At 69.7% G+C, this 23151-nt stretch carries 23 protein-coding genes; 16 read left to right on the forward strand and 7 right to left on the reverse strand.

The features are described 5' to 3' along the window. The first annotated feature begins 1 nt into the window (after position 1). The 4 genes from BJP65_RS02985 (at position 2) to BJP65_RS03000 (ending at position 5429) form a co-directional block, all read left to right on the forward strand. A complete protein-coding gene (locus BJP65_RS02985; RefSeq protein ID WP_070408156.1) occupies positions 2 to 1450 on the forward strand; it encodes a PLP-dependent aminotransferase family protein in 1449 nt (482 codons plus the stop codon). A 95-nt stretch (positions 1451 to 1545) separates the two neighbouring features. Beyond that, positions 1546 to 2271 (forward strand): helix-turn-helix transcriptional regulator, encoded by a 726-nt coding sequence (locus tag BJP65_RS02990; protein WP_156784793.1) that lies wholly within the window; start codon positions 1546 to 1548, stop codon positions 2269 to 2271. Then, entirely contained in the window at positions 2268 to 3530 is a 1263-nt protein-coding gene (locus BJP65_RS02995; RefSeq protein ID WP_070408158.1) for an MFS transporter, read from the forward strand. Before BJP65_RS02990 ends, BJP65_RS02995 begins: the two co-directional genes overlap by 4 nt. A 63-nt stretch (positions 3531 to 3593) precedes the next feature. Continuing rightward, on the forward strand, positions 3594 to 5429 hold the full coding sequence (locus BJP65_RS03000) for a Na+/H+ antiporter (RefSeq protein ID WP_070408159.1): 1836 nt from the start codon (positions 3594 to 3596) through the stop codon (positions 5427 to 5429). A 127-nt stretch (positions 5430 to 5556) separates the two neighbouring features. Here the strand turns inward: BJP65_RS03000 and BJP65_RS03005 are convergent, their stop codons facing one another. After that, entirely contained in the window at positions 5557 to 5952 is a 396-nt protein-coding gene (locus tag BJP65_RS03005; RefSeq protein WP_070408160.1) for a ribonuclease inhibitor, read from the reverse strand. 298 nt (positions 5953 to 6250) lie between these two features. Beyond that, on the reverse strand, positions 6251 to 6601 hold the full coding sequence (locus BJP65_RS03010; protein WP_070408161.1) for a YnfA family protein: 351 nt from the start codon (positions 6599 to 6601) through the stop codon (positions 6251 to 6253). A 142-nt stretch (positions 6602 to 6743) separates the two neighbouring features. Here BJP65_RS03010 and BJP65_RS03015 point away from each other — a divergent pair, with 142 nt between their 5' ends. Beyond that, entirely contained in the window at positions 6744 to 6956 is a 213-nt protein-coding gene (locus BJP65_RS03015) for a hypothetical protein (RefSeq protein ID WP_083285677.1), read from the forward strand. Positions 6957 to 6973: 17 nt separating this feature from the next. Here the strand turns inward: BJP65_RS03015 and BJP65_RS03020 are convergent, their stop codons facing one another. Both BJP65_RS03020 and BJP65_RS03025 read right to left on the reverse strand, forming a co-directional pair. Beyond that, entirely contained in the window at positions 6974 to 7639 is a 666-nt protein-coding gene (locus BJP65_RS03020) for a response regulator transcription factor (protein WP_070408163.1), read from the reverse strand. Further along, the gene (locus BJP65_RS03025) at positions 7636 to 8844 is read right to left on the reverse strand and encodes a sensor histidine kinase (RefSeq protein ID WP_070408164.1); all 1209 of its coding nucleotides are present in this window, start codon (positions 8842 to 8844) and stop codon (positions 7636 to 7638) included. Before BJP65_RS03025 ends, BJP65_RS03020 begins: the two co-directional genes overlap by 4 nt. Before the next feature lie 131 nt (positions 8845 to 8975). Here BJP65_RS03025 and BJP65_RS03030 point away from each other — a divergent pair, with 131 nt between their 5' ends. The 3 genes from BJP65_RS03030 (at position 8976) to BJP65_RS03040 (ending at position 12116) form a co-directional block, all read left to right on the forward strand. After that, complete coding sequence (locus BJP65_RS03030) at positions 8976 to 9683, forward strand: ABC transporter ATP-binding protein (protein WP_070408165.1); 708 nt, start codon at positions 8976 to 8978, stop codon at positions 9681 to 9683. Next, the gene (locus BJP65_RS03035; RefSeq protein WP_070408166.1) at positions 9680 to 10978 is read left to right on the forward strand and encodes an ABC transporter permease; all 1299 of its coding nucleotides are present in this window, start codon (positions 9680 to 9682) and stop codon (positions 10976 to 10978) included. Before BJP65_RS03030 ends, BJP65_RS03035 begins: the two co-directional genes overlap by 4 nt. Before the next feature lie 148 nt (positions 10979 to 11126). Continuing rightward, on the forward strand, positions 11127 to 12116 hold the full coding sequence (locus BJP65_RS03040) for a putative zinc-binding metallopeptidase (RefSeq protein ID WP_070408167.1): 990 nt from the start codon (positions 11127 to 11129) through the stop codon (positions 12114 to 12116). Positions 12117 to 12129: 13 nt separating this feature from the next. Here the strand turns inward: BJP65_RS03040 and BJP65_RS03045 are convergent, their stop codons facing one another. Continuing rightward, the gene (locus tag BJP65_RS03045; RefSeq protein ID WP_070408168.1) at positions 12130 to 12909 is read right to left on the reverse strand and encodes an AraC family transcriptional regulator; all 780 of its coding nucleotides are present in this window, start codon (positions 12907 to 12909) and stop codon (positions 12130 to 12132) included. A gap of 48 nt (positions 12910 to 12957) precedes the next feature. Between BJP65_RS03045 and BJP65_RS03050 the strand changes: the two genes are divergently transcribed. Beyond that, the gene (locus BJP65_RS03050; RefSeq protein WP_070408169.1) at positions 12958 to 13398 is read left to right on the forward strand and encodes a DUF2000 domain-containing protein; all 441 of its coding nucleotides are present in this window, start codon (positions 12958 to 12960) and stop codon (positions 13396 to 13398) included. 70 nt (positions 13399 to 13468) lie between these two features. Here the strand turns inward: BJP65_RS03050 and BJP65_RS03055 are convergent, their stop codons facing one another. Further along, complete coding sequence (locus tag BJP65_RS03055) at positions 13469 to 13897, reverse strand: MarR family winged helix-turn-helix transcriptional regulator (protein WP_070408170.1); 429 nt, start codon at positions 13895 to 13897, stop codon at positions 13469 to 13471. Between the two features lie 202 nt (positions 13898 to 14099). Further along, positions 14100 to 15107 carry a LacI family DNA-binding transcriptional regulator gene (locus BJP65_RS03060; protein WP_181015968.1) on the reverse strand — a complete coding sequence of 336 codons (1008 nt, stop codon included), beginning with the start codon at positions 15105 to 15107 and terminating at the stop codon, positions 14100 to 14102. A 194-nt stretch (positions 15108 to 15301) separates the two neighbouring features. Here BJP65_RS03060 and BJP65_RS03065 point away from each other — a divergent pair, with 194 nt between their 5' ends. The 7 genes from BJP65_RS03065 to BJP65_RS03095 all read left to right on the forward strand — a co-directional run bounded on the left by BJP65_RS03065 (position 15302) and on the right by BJP65_RS03095 (position 23141). Beyond that, positions 15302 to 16492: a Gfo/Idh/MocA family protein gene (locus BJP65_RS03065; protein ID WP_083285679.1), complete on the forward strand. Its 1191-nt coding sequence runs from the start codon at positions 15302 to 15304 to the stop codon at positions 16490 to 16492. A gap of 49 nt (positions 16493 to 16541) precedes the next feature. Further along, on the forward strand, positions 16542 to 17762 hold the full coding sequence (locus BJP65_RS03070) for an extracellular solute-binding protein (protein ID WP_070408172.1): 1221 nt from the start codon (positions 16542 to 16544) through the stop codon (positions 17760 to 17762). Between the two features lie 7 nt (positions 17763 to 17769). After that, entirely contained in the window at positions 17770 to 18723 is a 954-nt protein-coding gene (locus BJP65_RS03075) for a carbohydrate ABC transporter permease (RefSeq protein ID WP_070408173.1), read from the forward strand. 156 nt (positions 18724 to 18879) lie between these two features. Continuing rightward, positions 18880 to 19632: a carbohydrate ABC transporter permease gene (locus tag BJP65_RS03080; RefSeq protein WP_156784933.1), complete on the forward strand. Its 753-nt coding sequence runs from the start codon at positions 18880 to 18882 to the stop codon at positions 19630 to 19632. A 48-nt stretch (positions 19633 to 19680) separates the two neighbouring features. Continuing rightward, positions 19681 to 20472: a ThuA domain-containing protein gene (locus BJP65_RS03085; protein ID WP_070408174.1), complete on the forward strand. Its 792-nt coding sequence runs from the start codon at positions 19681 to 19683 to the stop codon at positions 20470 to 20472. Continuing rightward, positions 20469 to 21530 (forward strand): Gfo/Idh/MocA family protein, encoded by a 1062-nt coding sequence (locus BJP65_RS03090; protein ID WP_070408175.1) that lies wholly within the window; start codon positions 20469 to 20471, stop codon positions 21528 to 21530. Before BJP65_RS03085 ends, BJP65_RS03090 begins: the two co-directional genes overlap by 4 nt. A 630-nt stretch (positions 21531 to 22160) precedes the next feature. Then, on the forward strand, positions 22161 to 23141 hold the full coding sequence (locus BJP65_RS03095) for an RICIN domain-containing protein (RefSeq protein WP_070408176.1): 981 nt from the start codon (positions 22161 to 22163) through the stop codon (positions 23139 to 23141). The last annotated feature ends 10 nt before the right edge of the window (positions 23142 to 23151 follow it).

Genomic DNA, 23151 nt, shown 5'->3' on the forward strand with positions numbered 1-23151 from the left:
TATGACCCTTCTCGACAGAGCCACTTCCGCCCTGGTGGACCAGCGCACGGCTGTCGTCTCGGCGGAACAGCTGGCGTTGCGCCTGGGACGCTGGGCGACGACCGACGCCACCCTCTCAGCGAGCCTCGCCGACGGCATCGCCCGGCTCGTGCGCGAGGGGGAACTGCGCGGCGGTGACCGGCTGCCCTCGGAACGCACGCTTGCGGCGACGGTCTCGGTGTCGCGGGGCACGGTCGTCAGCGCTTACGCGCGGCTGTACGACGACGGCATCCTCGATCGCCGTCAGGGCAGTGGCACGCGCGTCGCGGGGACGCCCCCGACGGCCGCGCGTCAGAGCGCCGGTCGCGCGGAGGCGCTGTACGCCACCCTGCCGTCGAGCATCGATCTGCTGCGCGCGGTCCCCCCGATCTCGCCGCTCGCCGTCGACATCGTGCAACGCCACCGGCCCGTGCTCGACGCGAGCACCGTCGAGGGCGATCCCGCGGGCCTCCCGGCCTTGCGCTCCCTCATCGCGCAGCTGATGACCGACGACGGCACGGCCACGACGGCGGCGCAGATCCTGGTCACGCACGGTGCGCAGCAGGCACTCAGCCTGCTCGTCGACGAACTGGTCTCCCCCGGCGACACCGTGCTCACCGAAGAGGTGGCCTGGCCCGGCTTCACCGATGCCGTGCGTCGTCGCGGAGGCCAGGTGCACGGCATCCGGCTCACCCCCGACGGCGTCGACATCGACGCCCTCGAGATGGCGATCGTGGTGCGCCGACCCGTTCTCATCGCGCTGAACCCGCACAATCACAACCCCACCGGCGTCCAGACGAGTCTCGCCGTGCGTCGGCGCATCGCGGATCTCGCCGCCGAGCACGGCGTGACGGTGATCGAGGATCGCGTGCTCGCGCACGTGTCGTTCGACGGCGTGACCCCTCCCTCACTGGCGAGCCTGCGCCCCGACGCGCCCATCGTCGTGGTCGAGTCGCTGTCCAAGTGGGCGTGGGAAGGCCTGCGGGTCGGGTGGTTGCGGGCGGACCCGGTGCTCGTGCGGCGACTGCGCGGACTGCGTCAGACCACCGACCTGTCGACCAGCGTCCCCTCGCAGCTGCTGGCGATCGACCTGATCGCGCAGGCTCCGGTTCTGCGCCGCACCGTGGCCACCGTGCACCGCGAAGCGGCCGACGCCGCGGCGAAGCTGCTCGCCGTCCACCTGCCCGACTGGCGGTTCCGTCCGCCGCGCGGAGGGCTGTGGCTCTGGGCGCAGCTGCCGTCGGGCTCAGCGGCCGGCTTCGCGCGCTACGCCGCGGGGCTGGGCGTGTCGGTGGCCGGGTCGGCGCAGTTCATGTCGGACGTGGATGCCGACGACCACATCCGCATCCCCGTCACCTCGACGCCCGCGGTGCTCGAGGCCGGGATTCAGCGTCTCGGCGAAGCGTGGAGGGGATACGTCGGGAGGGGCTGAACGGGCACGGATCCGGAGCCGCTCAGCGCGACGCGGCACGGCGCGGTCCCTGGGCGGTGCCGGCGCGGTGTCGTCGCGCCCCATAGTATGAAGTCGTGCCTTCACATCGTCCGGAGCGCCGCGTCGTCCCCACCTCGGCCATGCTCGCCGCCCTCGCGGTGCCGTCGCGCCTCGCGATCCTGTCGCTGCTGCTGTCGGTCGGACCCCGGACGGCGACCGAGTGCGCCGAGGTGGTGGGGGCGACGGCATCCAACTGCTCGTGGCACCTGCGCGAACTCGCCCGGCTCGGCCTCGTCGAGCGATCCGACGACGACTCCGGCGACGCACGCAAGCGACCCTGGCGCGCGACGATCACGGGCATCGACCTGGATGCCGGCGGCGGGCCCGCCGACGAACTCACGCGCGCCGCGGTGCGCTCGGCCTGGTTCGCCGACACCGACGCGCGGTTCGACGACTACCTGCGGCACGAGAGCGACCTCCCCGCACCCTGGCGCGAAGCGGCGGTGATCAGCGACTACGCCGTGCTGCTCACCGCCGACGAACTCGCCGACGTCGGCGCACGCATCGACGCGATCGTGCGCCCCTACGTGCGTGCGACCCGGGCCGACGCCCCCGCGGGCAGCGCCGTCGCCTCGATCTCGGTGCGCGGTGTCGTCGACCCGCGCTTCGTCGACCCGGGCTTCGTCGACGCGGGCTCGAGCGGCCGGCGCGCCCGGAACGCGGACGCGATGCGCCCGCGCGCCCGGGACACCGACGCCGCCGACCCGCAGACAGGACCCCCGCGCACACCCGACCTCCCCTCCCCCGACGGCGCGACGTGAGCGGCGGCACCTGGCGGTTCCCCGGTGTCGTGCGCCTGATGTCGGGCGGCGCGATCGCCGAGACCGCCGACTGGATGCTGCTGGTCGCCCTGCCCCTCTTCGTGCTCGGCGTCACCGGGTCGCCGCTGATCACCTCGATCGTCTTCGTCCTGCAGGCCGTGCTCACGGTGGCGGCCGCCCCGCTCGCGGGCCTGCTCATCGACCGCACAGACCCTTGGCACCTGATGGGCGGCACCGCGGCGCTGCAGGTGATCGCCGTGCTCCCCCTGCTGTTCGTCGACTCGGCCGCCGACCTGTGGATCGTGTCCCTCGTCGCGGTCGTGCAATCGGTACTGGGGGCGATCATCGAACCCGCGCGGCCGAGCGTGGCCGCCGCTCTCGTGCCCTCGGACCACGTCGCACCCGTGAACCAGCTGCTCGGCATCGGCTCCGGTCTCGCCCGCCTGGTCGGGGCACCGCTCGGCGGTCTGGCGCTGGGGCTCGGCGGAGTCGACGCCCTCGTCGTCGCCACCGCGGGTGCCTACGCCGTGGCATCCGTCGTGCTCTTCGCGCGGGCGAAACGGCGACCGGATGCCGCCACCCCGGCGAACGACGACACCGCGGCGCTGCGCACCCTCGAGGTCGACGCCGCGGGCGCCCCCGCGCGCGCCACGTTCTTCGGCGAGCTCGGGTCGGGACTCGCGATCGTGGCCGGCGACCGCGTGCTCCGACGTCTCATGCTCGTGGCGGTGCTCATGTCGCTCGCGCAGGGTCTGTTCTCGATCCTCTTCGTGCTGTTCGTCCCCCAGGTGCTGGGCGGCGGTGACGTCGAGATCGGCGTGCTGCGCGGCATCCAGGCGATCGGGGCTCTCGTGGCGGGCGTCGGACTGCTCAGCGTCGTCGGACGCGTCGCACCCGCGCGTCTGGCCGCCGCCTCGATACTCGGATTCGGCGTGCTGTCGCTCCTGATCTGGAACCTGCCGGCGCTGACGACGTGGTTCCCGCTGTACGTCGCCCTGTTCGCGCTGGTCGGGGCCCCGGGCCTGCTCGCCATGACCGCGATGCTGACGATCGTCGACCGCGAGACGCCCGCCGGTCACCGCGGGCGGGTCACCAGCCTGCTGTTCGCCGCACTGACCGCCCTGCAGGCGGTGGGCACCCTGGTCGGCGGGTTCATCGGCACGGGACCGGCGTTCACCGTCTCGCTGCAGGTGCAGGGGGCGCTGTATCTCGTGGCCGGCCTCGTCGCGCTGACGTTGGGGCGACGCGGATCCGCGTGACCCTCGGGAATGTCCGGACCCCTCTCTACGCTGTGTGGTGAGGGCGCAGGGAAGGCGGTTGGCATGCAGGGACTCGAAGTCACGGTTCTGCTCGGACTCGCGATGCTGGTGGGCACGGTGCTCGCGCCGCGGCTACGGGTGGCGACGCCGCTCGTGCTGCTGGTGATCGGCCTGGCGCTGGGCTTCATCCCCGAGCTCCGCGCGATCGAGCTGCCGCCCGAGACGGTGCTGCTGCTGTTCCTTCCGGTCATGCTCTTCCGCGAGGCGTGGACCACGTCGCTGCGCTCGGTCCGCCGGTCGCTGCGCTACATCATCCCCATGAGCACGCTTCTCGTCGCCGCCTCGGCCTTCGCCGTCGCCGGCGTCGCGACCTGGATGGGCGTGCCGTGGGAGGCCGCCCTCGTCATCGGAGCCGCCGTCGCCCCGCCCGACGCCACCGCGGTCGCCGCCCTCGGTCGACTGCTGCCCGCCAAGACCTTCATGAAGCTCAAGGCCGAGAGTCTCACCAACGACGGCACGGCGCTCGTGCTCTACGCCATCGCGGTGTCGCTGCTGCTCGGCGGGCAGGTCACGCCGTGGTCGATCACGGGCATGGTGCTGCTGTCGTACGTGGGAGGTGCGGCCGCGGGCATCGCGGTGGCCGCGCTCGCGTACGTCGCCCTGCGTCGCATGCAGTCGACGCTCACGATCAACCTCACCCTGCTGCTCGTGCCGTTCCTCGCCTTCCTCATCGCCGAACTGATCGAGGCGTCGGGCGTGCTCGCCGTCGTGTTCGCGGGGTTGATCGTGGCCTGGGTCTCGCCGCGCATCACCACCGCGATGTCGCGAAGAGCAGCCGACGCCACCTGGCCCTTCGGCGTGTACCTGCTCAACGGGGCGTTGTTCGTGCTCATCGGTCTCGAGGTGCAGCTCGTACTGCACGAGATCTCGCCGTCCGAGATCGGGATGCTGCTGCTGATCACGGTGGCCGCGTGGGTGGTGCTGTTCGTCGTGCGCTACCTGTTCCAGTGGCTCTTCTCGCCGTTCTCGCGGCCGCCCGCGGGGTCGTCGCGGTCGCTCCGGCATCGCTCCCGGGTGGTGAGCACGGTCGCCGGGTTCCGCGGCGCCGTCTCGCTCGCCATCGCCCTGTCGGTGCCGATCACGACCGCGAGCGGCGAGCCCGTCGCCGGCCGCGACGCCGTGGTCTTCGTCACCGCGGGCGTCATCGTGCTCACGCTGCTCGTGCAGGGGCCGCTGCTGCCGGCCGTCATCCGCTGGGCGAAGCTCCCCAACGACGACGCCGCGATCGAAGAGTACGAACTCGCCGAACGCGCGATCTCGGGCGCCGCGCTGGCGGCACTCGACGACCTCGCCGTCGAACACGGCATCAGCGACCGGGTGCGCGACCGTGCCCGACGCGAGGGCTACGAGCGCCTCGAACTCGCCAACGCACGCGCCGTGGCCCGCCAACGCGCGATCGAGGAACGCGACCTGGCCGAGCTCGACGCTTCGCTCGACGACGACGCCGGCGAGTCCTCGACGATGGGCCCCGTCCCGCCCGAGGCTACGGACGAGGGCCGCCCGCGACGCCGGCTTCCCGCGCCCCCCGACGGCACCCACGGCGGCACGGGCGGAGCCGACGCCGCCGGAATGGACACCGGCGACGCCGCCGCACGGCTCGCCGCCGGCCCGCTCGAGATGATCGCCGTCAGCGACGACATCGACGTGACGCAGCGTTCCCCGCTGCTGCGCCACAAAGAGGCCGTGCGACTGCGTCTGGCGGTGCTCGACCGCAAGCGCGAGGTGCTGCTGCGGCTGCGCCGCGAGGGGACGATCGACGACCTCGTCGCGCGCAAGATCCTCGCCGGGCTCGATCTCGACGAGATCCGCGCGCGCGGGATCGAGAAGTCGAACGACTGAGCGGGCGGCACCCGACGGCTCGACCGGGCTCACCGCCACGCGGCGACGCGGAGCCGGTGGTCACGCACGGATTCTCGGGCGTGCGGCAGCACGATGACGCCTCCGGCACCGGGGCGACGACTCCGCGTCAGGCCAGCACGAGCTCGATGTTCTCGTGATCAGCGAACACGCGCAGCACGAGGTCGAAGTACGTCTCGCCCGCTCCCGCGTCGAGGGCGTCGAGCGCTCTCTGCGCCGGTCCCGCGGCGTACACCTCGGGCCTCTCGAGCTTCGCGCGGTAGTACGCCCGAGTCGCCTCGACCCCCAGCGCCGCGCGTGACGCGGCGTGGTCGACCCAGGTCACGCAGGCCGGGGCCGCCCCGTCGAGCACACCGAACCCGCCGTACAGCAGGTCGTCGAGCGCGTCGAGGCTCTCCCCCAGCGTCCACGGCTCGTCGGGCATGAGCACGCGACCCAGTTCGCGGTAGAGCGAGGCGATGCCGTCGACGCGCGATCCCTCGAGGCGCAAGGTGAGCGGGCTCATGGCGTCTTCCTCTTCTCGATTCTCACGACGAAGGGCCGGAGCCTGACGGCATCCGACCCTCTCGCGACGAGCCCGAGGCCCGCACGTGGACGACCTCAGTTGCCGCCGTTGATGACCGACAGGTAGGCACCGAAGGGGCGCGAGGCGTCGGTGGTGGCGAAGTCGTCGGCAAGGCCCTCGTGGGGCGTGTTCACGTTGTGCATTCCCCGAGTGTGACCGACCGGACCCCGAGATCGACGTCGGTTGACATTCAGCTTTACTTCATCTAGCTAACTACTCGCCTAACAAGTATTCAGCCTCAGTCCGCCGCCGTCGCCGTCGCCGTCGGCCCGAGCATGATGATGCCCGCCCCCACGAGCGCCACCGCCGAACCGATGTAGTCCCACGAGGTGGGGCGGAACCCGTCGACGACGATCCCCCACGCGAGCGAGCCGGCCACGAACACCCCGCCATAGGCGGCCAGCACCCGTCCGAAGTGCGCGTCGGGCTGCAGAGCCGCGACGAAGCCGTAGGCGCCGAGGGCCAGGATGCCGAGAAGCGCGAGCCACCACCCGCGATTCTCGCGCACCGCCTGCCAGATGAGCCAGGCCCCGCCGATCTCGGCGACCGCGGCGAGGGCGAAGAGAACGACGATACGCGCGGTGGTCATGCGTCCCAGTTTCTCCTCCAAGGCTCGTTTTCCGAACGAACAGCGCCCGAAAAGACCTCATTGCGAACCCTTACGTTACGGAGAGGGAACATCTCGGTAGTACCGAAGAAAGAGGACTACCGTTCCCCGCAAGGGGGTGAGCATGACTCGACCACGCACCGTGACCCACACCTACACGCTCGACGGCGGATGGCGCAGAGCCCACCACGAACCGCTGACCGTCGACCACGCCGACGACCTGCGCCACCAGGGGGTGACGATGGTGCGAGCGCGACGCGGGATGTTCGACAGCCGCGAGCTCTCGCTCCGCGAGTATCCGCCCCGCGCATCGACCCGGCCGCCCACGCCGGCCTGACCGGACGACGGCGCGCCTCACCGCCCGGGTGCCAGCAAGCCGCTCTCGTACGCCGCGATCACCAGCTGCGCCCGATCGTGCGCGCCGAGCTTGATCATCGTGTTCTTCACGTGCGTCTTCGCCGTGTGCGGCGAGATGTACAACAGCGCCGCGATCTCGTCGTTCGAGCGACCACGGGCCACGTGCAGCAGCACCTCGCGCTCGCGATCGGTGAGCGCGTCGAGCGAGGCGGGCGCCGGCACGTCGGCGGCGCCCGTGGCCCGCACGTACCGCTCGATGAGCGCGCGGGTCGCGGCGGGAGAGAGCAGCGCGCCGCCCTCGTGCACCGACAGCACGGCCCGCACGATGTCGTCGGGTTCGGCGCCCTTTCCGATGAAACCGCTCGCCCCGGCGCGCAGGGCCGCGACGACGTAATCGTCTTCCTCGAAGGTCGTCAGGATCAGCACGCGCGTGTCGGCCAGCGCGGGGTCGGCGCAGATCGCCGCGGTCGCCTCGATGCCGTCCATGCGCGGCATGCGGATGTCCGACACCACGACATCGGGGCGGAGCCTGCGCGCGAGCGCGACACCCGCCTCACCGTCGGCAGCCTCGCCCACCACCGAGATCCCGTCGGCGGCGTCGAGGAGGTCGCGCACGGCCGAGCGGATCAGCGACTGGTCGTCGACGACGATCGCGGTGGTCATGAGCCCGACTCCCCCGCACGCGCGGGCAGGGGCAGGCGAGCGGCCAGGCGGTAACCGCCGGGGGCGAGACCCGCCGCGAGGTCGCCGCGCACCGCGTCGACGCGCTCCCGCAGCCCCACCAGACCGAAGCCCGACGACGGCAATGCCGACTCGGCGGCCTCGGGCACGCGCTCGATCGGATTGGTCACGACCACCTCCAGGTCATCGCCGTCGCGACGCAGCAGCACGTGGGCGCGGCGGGTGGTGCCGTGCTTGAGGGCGTTCGTGAGCCCCTCCTGCACGACGCGATAGGCCACGATGTCGATCCCCCACGGGATGCCGGCGGCTTCGGCATCCGTTCCGATCTCGTCGCGCACCACGACGTCCCACCCGGCGACCCGCACCGACTCGACCACCTCGGGCACGCGCGCGAGCCCGGGCTGCACACGCACGGCGGCGTCGTCGGGCGCGCGGAGCAGGCTCATCATGGTGCCGATCTCGCCGAGCACGTCGCGCGAGGCGGTGCGGATGGTGGCGAGGGCCTCGCGCGCGCGGTCGGGGCGGTTCTCGAGCGTCGACGACGCGACCCCGGCGTTCAAACTGATGACCGAGATGCGGTGGGCGACGGCATCGTGCAGGTCGCGCGCGATGCGCAGGCGTTCCTCGGTGACGCGGCGGCTCGCCTCGGCCTCGCGCGTCTGCTCGGCGCGACGGGCGCGCTCGACCACCGCCTCGAGGTAGGCGCGACGCGAGCGGGCGGCGTCGCCGACGGCTCCCGCGAGCGCGAGCGAGAGGGCCACCTGCAGCACACGCGTGTCCATGCCGGTGACGAGGGCGACGATCACCCCCGCCGACACCACGGCCCCCACGGCGGCCAGGGTCGCCGGCACCGACGTGCGCCGCTGCGCGCGGTGGGCGATGCCGTAGGTGGCCACGACCATCGCGATCGCCCCGCCCGGCGAGAGCGTGCCGAGGGCGAGGGCGGCGATCCAGACGGCGACGCTCACGGCCAGCACGACCCGCGGCGCCCGGCGACGGAACGGCAGCGCCAGGGCGGGCAGCAGCACGAGCACGAGCACGAACGGGTGCGACGGCCGCATCTCGGCGAAGGGCACGGGCGCGAGGGCCGGGACCGCGACGAGCACGACCAGCACGACGTCGATCAGCCAGGGCCGACCGGCCCACGGCGAGCGCGGCGCCGGCTCGTTCGTCTCGTCGGGCCTCACGGCTCCAGTCTCCCGCGTCCTGCGGCCCCCGGCCATCGCCTGGCGGGGGCATTCGCGAATCCCCCACCGGGGGTAGACGACCGACCCGACGGTGGGACGCGCGTGGCTCCGCCGCGAACGAGGCTGAGGTCATGGCATCCGACCCTCCTCCCCCACTGTTCTCGATCACCGATCTGCACAAGTCGTACGGTCGCGGCTCCGCCCGCTTCGACGCCCTGCGCGGGGTGAACCTCGACATCCATCGCGGCGAGAGCGTCGCGATCATCGGCAAGAGCGGCTCGGGCAAGTCGACGCTCATGCACCTGCTCGCCCTGATGGACGCCCCGACCCGGGGCACGGTGCGCCTCGACGGGGTGGATGCCACGACCCTCCGCGGACGTCAGCTCAACCGCACCCGCAATCAGACGTTCGGCTTCGTGTTCCAGCAGTTCTTCCTCACGCCCAGCGCCTCGGTGTTCGACAACGTCGTGCTGCCGCTGAAGATCGCGGGCGTCGGCCGCGCCGAGCGGACCCGGCGGGGGCGGGCCGCGCTCGCGGAGCTCGACATGGACGACAAGGCGCGCAACAAGGCCACCGCGCTCTCGGGGGGACAGAAGCAGCGCGCGGTGATCGCGCGGGCCCTGGTGAACGACCCGCAGGTGATCTTCGCCGACGAGCCCACCGGCAACCTCGACACGGCCACCGGGGCCGTCGTCGAAGACATCCTGTTCCGGCTCAACCGCGAGCACGGGATCACCCTGATCGTCGTCACCCACGACGAAGACCTCGCCGCGCGCTGCGACCGGCGCGTGCAGATCCGCGACGGTCTCATCGTCGCCGACGAACGGAACGCCGCATGAGAACCGTCGATCTCGTCTCGACCGCCGTCGCGAACACCTTCCGCTCCAAGACGCGCACGATCCTCACCGTGCTGGCGATCTTCGTGGGTGCCTTCACCCTGACCATCACGAACGGCCTCGGTACGGGCATCAACGCGTTCATCGACAAGACGGTCGCCTCGATGGGGGCCTCCGACGTGCTCACGGTGACCAAGACGACGTCGGCGACCTCGACCGGGCCGCAGAAGTACGATCCGGATGCCGTCGCCTCGGCGCAGCAGACCGGCGGCCGCCCCGGCGCCACGGGTGAGGTGACGGCGCTCACCGATCAGGACATCGCGACCGTCTCGCAGCTCCCCGGCGTGGAGAAGGTCGTTCCCGTGACCTCAGTGTCGATCGACTACGTCGAGGCCCCCGGCGGGGACCCCTACACGGCGCAGGTGGGCAGTCTCGTGGCCGGGCAGACGCCGCAGATCGCCGACGGGGCGGCGCCCGACGATGCCTCCGACGCGCTGCAGGTCGCGCTCCCCGACGCGCTGGTCGCACCCCTGGGGTTCGCCGACGCGAGCGACGCGGTGGGCGCGACCGTGACGATCGCCGTCACCGACCCGGTGCGCGCGCAGCACCTCGTCGAGGCGACCGTGAGCGGAGTGACCGAAGCGGCCTTCGGCGGGACGACCTCGCTCACGACCAACTCGGCGCTCGAGAAGACGCTGTTCACCCTGCAGAACACCGGCGTGCCCGCCGACCAGCTCGACCGCTACGCCTCGGCGAGCGCGACGGTGTCGTCGTCGGCGACGACCGCGCAGATCGACGAGGTCAAGGCCGCGCTGACCGACGCGGGGTACACGGGAACCACCGTCGCCGATCAGCTCGGCACGTTCGAGTCGGTGATCGACGGCATCGTGCTGGTGCTCAACGCGTTCGCGGTCATCGCCCTCCTGGCGGCGAGCTTCGGAATCGTCAACACCCTGCTGATGTCGGTGCAGGAGCGCACCCGCGAGATCGGTCTGATGAAGGCCATGGGAATGGGCAGCGGTCGCGTCTTCACCCTGTTCAGCCTCGAGGCGATCTTCATCGGTCTGCTGGGCAGCGCTCTCGGCGCAGTCATCGCGATCGGTGTCGGCACCGCCGTCAGCGCGCAACTCGCGGCGAGCCTGTTCAGCGATCTGCCCGGGCTGCAGCTGATCGCCTTCGACCCGGTGTCGATTCTGCTGACCGTGCTCGCGGTGATGGGGATCGCGTTCCTCGCGGGGACGCTCCCGGCGGCGCGCGCCGCGCGGGCCGACCCCGTGGAGTCGCTGCGATACGAGTGACGGCGGTGCGCCGAGCGGCGGGCCGGGGCGGCGGCGGATCATGCCGATGCCCCGGCCCGCCGCTCGCGCGCGGCTATCTCGCTACGACCACCGCGCCGCCGCGCGCAACCCCGACGGCGGTGGACTGATCGTCTGTCATGCTCGGGCAGTGAAGTCGTTCCGTTGCCGCGTCTGCGGAAATCCCCTGTTCTTCGAGAACTCGGTCTGCCTCTCGTGCGGCACCGGCCTCGGTTACTCGCGCGAAGAGGCCGAGATCGTGCCGGTCGATGCCCGGGGCCGGTACATCGACGCCGCCGGACTCGTCTGGCACGTCTGCCGCAACCTCAACCTGTCGGGCTGCACGTGGCTCTCCCGCTTCGAGGGCGGCCAGTGCTCGGCCTGCGAGCTGACCCGCGTGCGGCCGAACGACGCCGACGCCCGGGGTCTGTCGCAGTACCCGGTCGCCGAACGTGCCAAGCGGTGGCTGCTCGTCGACCTCGACCGCCTCGGCATCCCGATCGCGAGCAAGGCCGAAGACCCCGATCGCGGCCTCTGCTTCGACCTGCTGTCGAGCGTGGCCGAGAACGTCACCATCGGTCACGCCGACGGCGTGATCACGATCGATCTGGCCGAGAGCGACGACGCCCACCGCGTGCGCGTGCAGGGGCAGCTCGGTGAGCCCTATCGCACGATGCTCGGCCACTTCCGCCACGAGGTCGGGCACTACGTCGAGTGGGTCTTCGTCGAGGGCACCGACCGCATCGCCGAGGCGCGCGCTTTGTTCGGCGACGAGACCGCCGACTACCAGGCCGAGATCGACCGCCACTACTCCGAGGGCCCGCCGAGCGACTGGCCGGAGCGGTACATCTCGACCTACGCGAGCATGCACCCCTATGAGGACTTCGCCGAGACGTGGGCGCACGTGCTGCACATCACCGACACGATCGAGACGGCCTCCACCTTCGGGCTGACGAGCGTGTCGAGCCCCAGTGAGGTGCCGCGCTTCCGCGAGTTCGTCACCGAGGTGTGGATGCCGCTGGCCGTGGCCCTCAACATGGTCAACCGCTCCATGGGCAAGAACGACCTCTACCCGTTCGCCCTCCCCGACCCCGTGCTCGACAAGCTCGACTTCGTCGCGTCGCTGCTGTCCACCCGCTGAGCGGGCTCGGACCTCACGACGGCGCCGCGAACGCGCCGGGCGTCACACCCCACACTCGGCGGAAGTGCCGGGTCAGGTGCGCCTGATCGTAGAAGCCCGTCTGCGCGGCGGCGTCGGCCGGACGGCATCCGTTCCCCAGCAGCCGCCGCGCGGCGTCGACCCGTCGCCCCACGAGGTACCGGTGCGGGGCGATGCCGTACGTGTCGGAGAACACCCGCACCGCGTGGCTCGGGTGGGCGCCCAGTTCGGCGGCCGCCGCCGCGATCGTGAACGACTCCGTGTAGCGGGAGTCGAGCAGCGCGCGAAGCCGGCGTGCGAGGGGCACGTCGCGCGTCGCCGGGCGGGCCGTTCCGGCGTGGCGGTACACGGCATCGCGCACGGCCAGCAGCCAGTGCTCGGCCGCCATCTCGTCACCCGGGTGCGCCAGGGCCGCGTGCACCCTCCGCGCGGCCGCGTGCGCGGGCGGCGCCGTGACGGTGGGCCGGTGCGCGATCCGGCCCGTCAGCTCGTCGGGGAGCCAGTCGCGCCGAAGGTAGAGCACCTGCTTGCGGTACCCCGACCCGGTGACGGCCGGGCGCCCGTCGTGGGCGACGCCCGGGGGCAGCAGGGTCACCGCGGCGGGCGATGCCCGGTGCTCCGCGCGGTCGAGGGCGTACGTCACCGCGCCGCGGTCGACGAGCATGACGGCCCAGTCCTCGTGCGTGTGCATCGGATAGCTGTGCGCGAAGCTCGCGTGGTAGACCTCGCGCAGCATCGGCACGTCCGGGTGCCACGCGCGCACCCGGTTCTCCATGCAAGAAACGTACAAGACGCCGCAGCGCCCCGTAGCGATGCTGGAGGGATGACCGACGACACCGCCTCCCCCGCCCCGCTGTTCGACACGAAGGTGGTCGTGGTGCTCGCCGACGACCTCTCGGCCTGGCAGGAGCTCAACGTCACCGCGTTCCTCGCCTCGGGCATCGCCACCAGCGCACCCGACCTCGTCGGCGAGCCCTACCGCGACGCCGACGGCACCGACTACCTGCCGATGCTCCGCCAGCCCGTGATGGTGCTCACCTCCGACGCGGCTCTCCTGGGCCGCGCGCGGGCGAAGGCAGCCGCGCGCGACGACATCGCCCTGGCGATCTACACGCGCGAGCTGTTCACGACCTCGCACGACGCCGCCAATCGGGCCGCCGTCGCCGCCGTCGCCGCCGCCGACCTCGATCTGGTGGGCATCGCCGTGCGCGGCCCACGCAACGCCGTGGACCGCATCGTCAAGGGCGCCGTCTTCCACGCCTGAACCCCGGGACCGGGGGCGATGCGGTGCGGCCGCGCACCTCAGTGAGGCCGAAGGCGCCGCGGCACCCGTTCTAGTCGAGCGCCGCAGCCGCCGTCGCGGTGTCCAGCAGCGATGCCACCGCTTCTTGCTGTTTCACGTCGATCCCCGAGAGGGCGGCCGAGAAGGCGTCGTCGAAGCGGGTGAGGCAGTCCCACGGTTCGACGCTCAGATCGACCTGGGCGAAGATGTGGTTCGCGCGCCGGTCGTCGAGGTCGACCTCGCGGCGCAGGATGTCTCGGCGCACGAGGCGGTCGACGATGGTGGTCACTCCCGCCGACGTGACCCCGAGGTGCTGTCGCAGTTCCGAGGGGCGGATGCCGGGATTCCGGGTGATGTGCAGCACGGTGACGACGTCGACCTCGTTCAAGCCCAGAATGCGGCGGGCCTCGGCGAGACAGCGCGCTCGTTCCACGAGATACCGGTTCAGCGCGGCAACGACAGGGGAGGATTCGTTCGTCATATCGATTCAGTTCGTTTCGCGGCTCTTCTGCGCGTGTACACCTCACGGTACCCGGCGGGGCGTCGGCACCCGCCGCGGCGCGGGGCACTTGACATCGCGACCGTTGTGGTGGGGGCGCCCGTCCAGGTCTGCGGCGCGACCTCGGTGACGCGACCTGCACGGCGTTCGAGAGCGGCTCCAGCTGGATGTCGCGCGACAGGCGTCAGGTTCGCGCGTCGGCCAGCGACGCGCCGGCGATGCGACGACAACTCGCCAGGCTCTGCTGCACGGGAGCACCTGCTCCGTCGAGGGCACCCACCAGTACCTCGACCCCCATCCTGCCCAGTTGCGCCGCGGGTGCTTCCCACACCTCGAGGGGAGGATCGATCATTGCGGCCATCTCGGCGCTGGACGCGATCATCACGATCGAGATGTCGTCCGGCACCGTGATGCCCTGGCGCCTGAGGTGTGTCACGAACCCCGCGGTCGCCCCGTCGTTATGGGTGATCACCGCGGTGACGTCCGGGTACTCAGCGAGCAGTCGGGCCGCCGCGCGCGCGCCTCCGACCGCCGTGGGTTCGCAGCCGAGCGAGTCGAACGTGAAGCCACGGCGCTCCGCCTGTTCCTCGAGGGCGCGCATGATGCGCAGCGGGGGTGCGTACCCGCTCGGTGTCGGGGGCCACGGCGACGCTTCCAGCAGGAGCATCCGGCGGTGCCCTCGCTCGTACAGCGCGTCGACCGCTTCGCCGATCGTCGTCTCGAAGTCGACGTCGACATAGGGCACGCCCTCGAGGCGGGCGGTGCGGCCGATGAGCGCGTACGGCACACGGGCAGACTCGAGATAGTCGACCCGATAGTCGTCGAGCCTGACCTCCATCACGATGACGCCTTCGACCAGCCCGGAGCCGACGAGGTCGGCCAGTGCCTCTCGATCGTTTCCGGCGGGCGAGACCACCAGCGTGTAGCCGAGTTCGTGAGCGCGCTCCCCCGCTCCGGAGAAGAACCCGAACATCGCACCGGCGACGGCCTGATCGTGCACCGGATAGAGCAGGGCGATCACTCGCGTCCGCCGCGATGCCAGAGCCCGCGCCAGCACATTGGGCCGGTACCCCACGTCGACCATCGCCTGTTCGACGCGCGCTCGCGTCTCGGCGGTGACCGGTTTGGTGCCGTTGACCACGAAGGACACCGTCGCCAGAGACACCCCGGCAAGCCGGGCGACTTCGCTCATCGTCGCCATGGTCGACATCGCCTCCTCGCGCGGATTCCGAACGCACTGCGTCCGAGTGTCTCACGGTGCACAGGACCACTCGCGCAGAGTCCGTGGACGGAGGACTTGACAACATTCAGTCCGTGAGCGCATGATGATGCGCATCGGTAAAGCGCTTTACCGGCTTGCATCGCTCTCAACGAGGAGGACCGAGCGTGACGACCCAGAACCCCACGCCGCCGGCGATCCGAGTGGCCCTGATCGGCTACTCGTTCATGGGCCGCGTCCATGCCCAGGCATGGTCCAGTGCCCCTCGTTTCTTTGACATCGGCGCGCCGGTCTCCCTCGAGGCCGTCTGCGGTCGCGACGCCGAAGCGACGGGCACTTTCGCTCGGCGTTTCGGCATCCCCCGCACCTTCGGCGACTGGCGCGAGGCGGTCGCCGACCCCGACATCACGGTCATCGACATCTGCACCCCCGGTTCGTCCCACGCCGAGATCGCGCTCGCGGCACTCGCGGCGGGCAAACACGTTCTCTGCGAGAAGCCCCTGGCCAACACCCTCCAGGACGCCGCACAGATGAGGGATGCCGCAGCCTCCGCCGCACTCGACGGCATCCGATCGATGGTGGGCTTCAGCTATCGACGCACTCCCGCCCTGGCATACGCCCGCGAGCTCGTGCGGAACGGTCGGCTCGGACAGATCCGCCACATTCGCGCCCGGTACCTGCAGGACTGGATCGTCGATCCGGAGTTTCCTCTGGTCTGGCGACTTCAGGCGGACGCTGCCGGCTCGGGCGCGCTCGGCGACATCGGTGCGCACATCATCGACCTCGCGACCTTCGTGACCGGTCATCGACTGGTGGGCGTGAGCGCGCTGACCGAAACCTTCGTCCGCACCAGGCCGCTCGCCGCGGAGTCCGCGGGTTTGACGGCCGATCGGTCGGAGAAGAACGCAGCGCGGGGCCCCGTCACCGTCGACGACTCGACCGTCTTCATCGGTCGCACCGACGGCGGTGCGCTGGCGAGCTTCGAGGCCACCCGACTCGCTCCGGGATCGAAGAACGCGATGCGGCTCGAGATCGACGGATCACTCGGGTCCCTGTCCTTCGACTTCGAATCGCTCAACGAACTGCTCTTCCACGACCACACGCTGCCGGCGGCCGAGAACGGCTTCCGTCGGATTCTCGTGACCGAACCCGACCACCCCTATGCGGGGGCATGGTGGCCGGCCGGTCACGGCCTCGGCTATGACCACCTGTTCGTGCATCAAGCCGCCGACTTCGCGCGAGCCATCGCCGAAGGGATCGACCCCGAACCCTCCTTCACCGATGGCTTCGAGGTGCAGCGAGTGCTGGACGCCGTCCAGAACAGTGCCGCCGATTCCGCCGCTTGGACCCAGATCTAACCCACCGAGGACCCTCCTCACCACGAAGACACACGGCAAGGGAGCCACAATGAGAACCCACACGACAGTGCTCGCCGCGATCGCGATCGCCTCGAGCACCGCACTCCTGCTCACCGGATGCAGCGGATCGAGTGGCGGGTCGCCCAGCGGCGACGCCTCCTCTCTCACGCTGCTGGACTACTACAGCAACGAACCCGACAACGGGTTCATCCAGGCGGCCGTCGACAAATGCGCGGCGGAGCTGAATGTGACGGTCACGCGCGAGGCCGTCCCCGGCAAGGACCTCGTGCAGAAGGTGCTGCAGAAGGCATCCAGCCGCACCCTCCCGGACGTGCTGATGCTCGACAACCCCGACGTGCAGGAGATCGCGGCCACCGGAGGCCTCTCCCCGCTCTCCACGTACGACGTCGACACGTCGGGCTTCGCCAAGGGCATGCTGGATGCCGCCACCTACGAGGGCGAGGTGTACGGGCTGGCCCCGACGGCCAACACTCTCGGGCTGTTCTACAACGCCGATCTGCTCGCCGCACAGGGCATCGCTCCGCCCACGACCTGGGCGGAGCTGAAGGATGCCGCCGCGAAGCTCACCACCGGCGACACCTACGGCCTCGCCTTCTCCGCGATCGCCACGTTCGAGGGCAGCTGGCAGTTCCTGCCGTTCATGTGGACGAACGGCGGAGACGAAGCCGACCTCACGAACCCCAAAGTGGCGCAAGCGCTGCAGCTGTGGGTCGATCTCGTCCAGAGTGGATCCGCATCGTCGAGCGTCGTCAACTGGGGACAGCAAGACGTCGAGGACCAGTTCGAGGCCGGCAAGGCGGCGATGATGATCAACGGTCCCTGGCAGATCCCGTCGTTGAACGCCTCGGGCATCAACTGGAAGTCGGTCCAGGTGCCGGTGAACGAAGCGGGGCAGACCCCCGTCGCTCCCCTTGGCGGCGAGGTCTGGACCGTGCCGGTGACCGGAGACGACGCGAAGCAGGCCACTGCCGCCCGCTTCGTCGAGTGCATGTCCAGCGATGACAACCAGCTCACGCTCGCGACGGAGCGCTTCACCGTGCCGACGAAGGAAGCCCTTGCCACCGAGTACGCCAGCAAGGTGCCGGACATGGCCGCGTTCACCGAGCAGGTGCAGAACGCCCGGTCGCGCACGGGCGAGCTGGGCACGGGGTGGCCGACGGCCGCCACGCAGATCTACACCGCGATCCAACTCGCGTTGACCGGTCAGGCGTCGGCGAGCGACGCGTTCGCGAAGGCCGCGCAGGGTTGATCAGTTCATGACTGCCGTCATCGCAGAGGTGCCGGGTCCGACGCACGTCGGGCCCGGCACCGGGCGCCCACGTCGCCGGACCCGCATCACCCGAGAAAGCTTGATGAAGGCGTCCTTCATCGTTCCCGCCGCGCTCTACGTCGTCCTCTTCTTCGGTTACCCCGTGGTGAAGAACGTGATGATGAGCCTGCAGGCTTACACCTCGAAGACCTTCTTCACCGGTCAGGCCCCCTGGGTCGGACTGGAGAACTACGTCACCGTCTTCACCAGCCAGCTCTTCGGGCCGGCCATGCTCAACACGATGCTGTTCACGGTCGGCTCGATCGCCGGCCAATTCGTGATCGGCTTGGCACTCGCCCTGTTCTTCGCACGACGCTTCGCCCTGTCGGGCCTGCTGCGTTCGCTGCTGCTGCTGCCGTGGCTGTTGCCACTCATCGTGTCCAGCGCCACCTGGCGTTCGATCCTCGACAACGACAGCGGCGTCCTCAACGGGCTGCTCGTCTCGCTGGGTCTCGGAGCGGTCCCGTGGCTCACCAGCACGCAGTTCGCGTTGATCGCGGTGATCATGGTGAACGTCTGGATCGGCATCCCGTTCAACGTCACGATCCTCTACGGCGGTATCAAGGAGATCCCCGCCGAGCTTTATGAAGCCGGTGCTCTCGACGGCGCCGTGGGCTGGAAAGCGTTCCGTCACATCACCTGGCCGAACCTCCGACCCGTCGTGAGTGTGGTGCTCGTGCTGGGCGTCGTCTACACGGTCAAGGTGCTCGACATCATCCTGGGGTTGACCAACGGCGGCCCCGCCAACGCCACCCAGACGATCGCCGTGCGCTCCTACCAGGAATCGTTCGTGAACTTCGACTTCGGGGTGGGGGCGGCGTTCAGCAACATCCTGATCGTCATCTCGCTGCTGTTCGCCATCATCTATCTGCGCGCCAACCGCCGCGCCGTCGACGAGTAGGAGCCCTCCGTGTCCACGTCATCCGCGCTGCCGTCCACCCTGTCGTCGAATCAGGCGACCGTGAGCGTGATCCTGCCGTCCCACAAGGCCAACCGTGTCGCCCGCAAGACGCACTCGTGGGTCTACACGGTCATCGGCATCGGCCTGCTCGCCATCATGCTCTTCCCCGTGTACTGGATGGTGAACTCGTCACTCCAACCGTCTGGCAATACCCTCACGGCCGACTTCTTCCCGTGGAACCCGAGTTTCGCCGGTTACGAGAAAGCGCTCTCCGAGCAGGGCGCCAATCTGGTGACCAGCCTGATCGTCTCGCTCAGCACGGTCGTCACCAGCCTGGCGATCGCCGCTCCCGCCGCGTACGCGCTGGCGCAATTCCGGTATCGATGGATCACCGTCGCCCTGCTGATCGTCCTCGTCTCGCAGATGATTCCGAACATCGTGATCGCGAATGCGCTGTATTCCGCGTACAACGACCTCGGAATGCTCAACACGATCCCCGGTCTCGTCCTCGCCGATTCCACGGCCGCCATCCCGTTCGCGATCCTGATCCTCCGAGCCTTCATGATCAGCATCCCGCCGTCGATCATCGAAGCAGCGCGCGTCGATGGTGCGGGTCAGTGGCGCGCATTCTGGTCGATCGCGTTGCCGGTCGCGCGTAACTCGCTCATCACCGCAGCCGTCTTCGCCTTCCTGTTCTCGTGGAGCGATTTCCTCTTCGCTCTGACGCTGACAACGACGGATGCCGTCCGCCCGGTCACGCTCGGCATCTACACCTACCTGGGCACCCAGGTCGCGAACTGGAGCGCGGTCATGGCCACTGCCGTCCTCTCGTCGATTCCCGCCATCCTGCTGCTCGTCCTCGCCCAGAAGTACATCGCGGCCGGCGCAACGGGTGGCGCGGTCAAGTAGCCCCTCCCCCACTCCCCCATCTCACCGGCTCAGGAAAGGCCACCACGCATGTCTCTACCGACGTACCCCCCGTCCAGCCCCCTGCGCGTTCTCGTCTGGGGCGAGAACCGTCACGAACAGATCGAACCGACCGTCGCCGCCCGCTACCCCCGCGGCATGCACGGTGCGATCGCCGAGGGCATCACCGAAAACCTCGGGGACCGCGCGGTGGTCAGCACCACGACCCTCGACGAGGCGGAGCACGGACTGAGCGAGGCCGTGCTCTCTGCGACCGATGTGCTCGTGTGGTGGGGCCACGCCGCTCACGACGAGGTCGATGACGAGATCGTCGAGCGCGTGCACCGGCACGTGCTCGAAGGGATGGGACTCGTCGTCCTGCACTCCGGGCACTGGTCGAAGATCTTTCAGAAGCTCATGGGCACGACCTGCACCCTGCGCTGGCGTTCGAAGAACGATCGCGAGCTCGTCTGGACTATCGACCCGACCCACCCGATCGCTCAGGGCGTGCCTCACCCGTTCATCATCCCCGAGCAAGAGATGTACGGCGAGTACTTCGACGTGCCCGCACCCGACGAGCTGATCTTCCTCTCCACCTTCTCGGGCGGCGAGGTCTTCCGCTCCGGCATGACCTACCGCCGCGGATTCGGCAAGATCTTTTACTTCTCACCCGGCGACCAGGACTACCCGGTCTACTTCCATGAGCACGTGCGCCGTGTCATCGCGAACGGCGTGAGCTGGGCGCACACCGTGCGACCCGCTCGCGAGATCCCCATCCTGCTGCGCTACGACGAAGAGGACTTCTACAACGGGCACGGTTACGAAGGGGCGCTCGAGCGATGATTCCGGCACCCACCTCGTTCGCCACCCTGCCCGCCCAGACGGGCCCCCTCCGCGTCGTGCTCGTGGGCGCCGGCGCAATGGGACGCATGTGGATGCAGACGATCGACGCGTCGCCCGACGCGGAGCTCGTGGGCGTCGTCGATCTCGACACCGATTTCGCCGCGACATCCCTCACCCTGGCTGGTCTGGATGCCACAGCGTATGTCATCGGAACGAACGTCACCGAGGTCGCTGCTCGCACGCAAGCCCAGGCTGTGATCAACGTCACCGTGCCCGGCGCTCACCTGTCGGTGGGAACCGAGGCGCTGAACGCGGGTCTTGCGGTCCTGTCCGAGAAGCCCGTCGCGCCGACGGTGCGCGATGCACTGAAACTCGCCGAGGTCGCCCGCGAGAGTGGACAGTTGCTGATGGTGAGCCAATCTCGGCGCTATCTCGGCGGGCTCAGCCGACTGCGCGAACACGTGAACCAGCTCGGCGAGATCGGTTTTGCCAGCACGCAGTTCTTCCGTGCCCCCCACTTCGGAGGGTTCCGCGAGGAGATGGACCATGTGCTCCTCGTCGACATGGCCATTCACGCCTTCGATGCCGCCCGTTTCGTCCTCGACCAGGACCCCGTGGCCGTCTACTGCCGCGAGAGCAATCCCGGCTGGAGTTGGTTTGCGGACGGGGCGGCAGCGACCGCCATCTTCGAGATGTCGGGCGGCGCCACTTACACCTACACCGGCAGCTGGTGCAGCGACGGATTCGAGACCTCGTGGAACGGAGCCTGGCGCATCAGCGGCGCGCAGGGCACTGCCCTGTGGTCGGGTGAGGGCGACCCGACCGTCGAGTTCGCGGACGGCGTGGCGCTCGAGCCCGTACAGGTCGACGACGGCCCCGAAGAGATCGCGGGTGCTCTGGCGGAGTTCGTCTCGGCCCTGCGCACCGGCGCGTGGCCGTCGGGCGAGGTCCACTCCAACATCCTCAGTCTCGCGATGGTCGAGGCGGCCACCCGGTCGGCGGAGCTCTCGCGTCGAGTGACGATCGACGAGGTCATCGAGGCAGCACTCAACGATTGAGACGCGCGGGCACCCACCGCCACCGTGGCGGACGGGGTGCCCGTGCGGCGCTCGGCACACGGGGCACCACCAGGGCTTCCGCGAATGTGCATCACGCACTGTGACGTGCGAGGCGCTGCCCGGGAGGAAAGATGGGATGAGCGTGCTGTTCACAGAGCGACGAGTGGACGATGCTCGAGCCCCCTCGCCGAGGTCGTCCCGGGCCGCGGCTCTTTCAGGGAATCATTGCCGCTGTCCGCTCTGACCGCATGTCACCCGTCCGGGTAGCAATGGTGATGTGAAATTCATAGGATGTCTGTACCCGATCTGCAGCAACGATGCGAATGACGAGTGAGGGAGCACATGGTCCTCGACGACGAGGCGCGGCGGGGTGATCTCGCCCCGCGGGCCTGCTCGCCGCACGTTCCCCTTGCCGCGGGCGAGGCGAGGAACGTCTCGGACCCGCTTCCCTCCTCGTCGAAGAAGGAGCGCGTGAGTGAATCCGCGCCGTCATCGCTGCCCCCGATCCGATTGGCGGACGCAACCGCCGGTTCATCGACTCCGAGCGCCACACGGGCGCCCGGTGTGTATGAAAGGCCCGTCATGTCCAGGACAACGACGTCCCCCAGGCGAACTCGACTTCTCAGCATCATGGTGGCGGCGTTTCTCGTCGCGCTGACGGCGCTCGGCGTGAGCCTGCCGGCGCAGGCCGTCACGGCGCCCATCGGGACCGGAACCGCTCAGGAGATCCGCAACCAGCACAGCAGTATGTGTCTCGACAATTGGGACTCCGGCACGCTTCCGGGCACGGAGGTACGGCAGTACAGCTGCGGTGAGGGCGACGTCCAGAGATGGGCGGTTCGCGACCTCGGCAACGGCTACGCCGAGATCAAGAACGTTCTCAGTGGTCTGTGCCTCGACAACCTCGACTCGGCCACCGCCACCGGATCACCGGTGGGACTGTGGACGTGCTCCGGCGATGCGAACCAGCAGTGGCAGATCTCCGATGTCGGCGGGGGCGCCACGGTCATCAACCGTCACAGCCAACTCTGCCTCGAGAACCCGGCCTGGGCTCAGACAGACGGATCCCCCGTCAGTCAGTGGACCTGCAACGGTGGGAAGAACCAGCGGTGGGTGTTCTCGGACCCGACCTGGCAGAAGATCACATATACCCTCGAGCGTTCGTCGAACCCCTCTGCCGATGAAGTGGACGCCTACGCCCGAATCACTGACGCGATGGACCGCGCCGTCGCTCGGTACAACCGACTGGACAACATTCACCGCCACCTCACCGTCTCCTACAACACCGGCGTGCAGACGGCGGATGCCACGCTGTCCGGCTCCATCCGGTTCGGCGTGAACCGCGCCTACATGGAGGAGGGCACCGCTCTCCACGAGATGGCGCACACCTTCGGTGTGGGCACCTCGAACGCGTTCTGGAACAACTGCCAGTACGGCGGCTGGTCCTCCGCACAGCCGCTGCTTCAGACCTGGGACGGCCCGGGCGCGACCATCAACTGCGGGGGCGGACACATGTGGCCCTACGGATTGAACTACAACAGCGAGTACGGCGGGCAGGCTTTCGATCGCCACGTCAAGCTCGTTCAGGCCATGCTGACCGACGGCATGTAGTCGCACTCGG

Source organism: Microbacterium sp. BH-3-3-3 (assembly GCF_001792815.1).
Lineage (GTDB): Bacteria > Actinomycetota > Actinomycetes > Actinomycetales > Microbacteriaceae > Microbacterium.